Origin of the sequence: Micromonospora sp. NPDC047740 (genome assembly GCF_043204735.1) — a bacterium.
In the GTDB taxonomy this organism is placed as follows: Bacteria; Actinomycetota; Actinomycetes; order Mycobacteriales; family Micromonosporaceae; genus Micromonospora.
Window position 1 is genome coordinate 1 of record NZ_JBIDCT010000053.1, and the last position, 1,654, is coordinate 1,654.

A 1,654-nucleotide genomic window follows, 5' to 3' on the forward strand; every position below is an offset into this window, starting at 1 on the left:
GTCGATGCGGATGACGTTGACTGCGGTAGCGGCGAAGAGGTGACCGAGGTGGATTTTGTCCACGCTGGTGTAGCGGGTTCGCCGGATGCCGGTGCGTCGGGTCGTCTGGGCGATCGTGGCCTCGATCCCGGCGCGGATGTGATAGCGCTGCTGCCACGGCTCGGTGACCTGTTCACGACGCCGGGTTTGCAGGACCTGCTGCTGATCTTCGGGGAGCAGGGTGAGGCTGCGGCCCCACTTGCCGTTGCTCGCGGTGGTGCACTTGTTCTGCAACGGGCACGCGGCGCAGTCGCTCGCGGCGAAGTGGACACGAGTCACCGGGGTTCCGCTGGTCTTGCGTTGGGCGGACCAGCTGGCGCTGGCTTTACCGTTCGGGCAGGTCACGCTCTTGGCCTGCCGGTCGATGCGGAAGTCGCTGTGCGGGAAGTGCTCTGCCTGGTGGGTGTCCATTCCGACCGGGCCGAGCAGGTCGACGGCGTATTCGCTGCGGGCGGCCACGATGTGCGCGGCGGTGACGTAGCCCGCGTCGACCGCATGCTCACCCGGCAGCATCTGCCGCGCGGCAAGGCCCTGCTGGATGGTCGCGGTCATCTCGGTGTCGGTGACCGTGGCGTCCGTGGTCGCCACATGGGTGATCAGGTGTGGGAGTCGGGGTCGCAGGTCTCACTCAGGTGCACCTTGTAGCCGCACCAGCCGTTGCCGCGTTTGAGGCCGTAGCGGGCGTCGGTGTCGTACGGGGATGCGAGCCGTTCTCTGCTGGGCGGGAGGTCTCTGCCCTCCCGCCAGCACACCTCCTCACCGTCACGGCGGTACTGCTGCTCCCACGCCCGGGCGAGGACCTGCACCGCCGGGATCTCGCGCAGCCACTTCGGTGCACCCGATGCGGCGACCGCGTCCAGGATCAGGTAGCCGTCGCGACCGACCTGCTGGGCCCAGCGGGTGCGCACGTCCTCACCCTTCGGGAACCGGTACGCGTCGATGCGGGCGCTGTATCGCTCGGCCCAGCCGGCATCGATCAGCGGCGCCAGCCGCTGGGGTGCCGCCGCGGCCAGGGCCTCCAACGACGCCCGCAAGGTTTCCCCGACGAACTCCATCCGGTTCAGCGTGCGCACCGCGGCCAGCACATGCGTGGAGTCTGTACGTTGCCGACCCCCGGCCCGCAGCAGCCCGTGCTGGGAACACTGGTCCAGGATCACGTCCAGGACCTTCTCCTCCAGCCCGTGCTCGATCAGTCGGGCCCGGAAGCCGGCCAGGGCCGTGAAGTCGAACCCCGGATCATCCAGTTCCAAACCGAGCAGGTACTTCCAATCTATCCGCGCCCGGACCTGGTCGGCGGCCTGCCGATCGCTGAGCCCTTCGGCGTACTGCAACACCGACACCAGCGCCAAGGCCCCCGGCGAGGCCGCCGGGCGGCCCCGCGCCGGGAACGCCTGCGCGAACTGCTCGTCGCTGAACACCGGACCCAGCGCGTCTCGGATCCTCACCGCGAGGGTGCCCTTCGGGAACGACGCCCGGACCACCCGCGCGGTCAGCTCCGACACTCCCCGCTCACCCCAGGACTGCAGCGACACGTTGGACCCTTTCCACCCGGTCGATCCAACAATCATGCCAACAGGTGCATCCGAACGTTTTCGCCATTCCCCAACGGAGTCCT

At 68.8% G+C, this 1,654-nt stretch carries 2 protein-coding genes; both read right to left on the bottom strand.

The features are described 5' to 3' along the window. A partial coding sequence (locus tag ACGF4F_RS37340) for a transposase (RefSeq protein WP_393085255.1) occupies positions 1 to 591 on the bottom strand: 591 nt, incomplete at its 3' end. Between the two features lie 44 nt (positions 592 to 635). Continuing rightward, positions 636 to 1,571, bottom strand: a complete 936-nt coding sequence (locus ACGF4F_RS37345) for a transposase (RefSeq protein WP_393085258.1) — start codon at positions 1,569 to 1,571, stop codon at positions 636 to 638. Positions 1,572 to 1,654 lie beyond the last annotated feature (83 nt).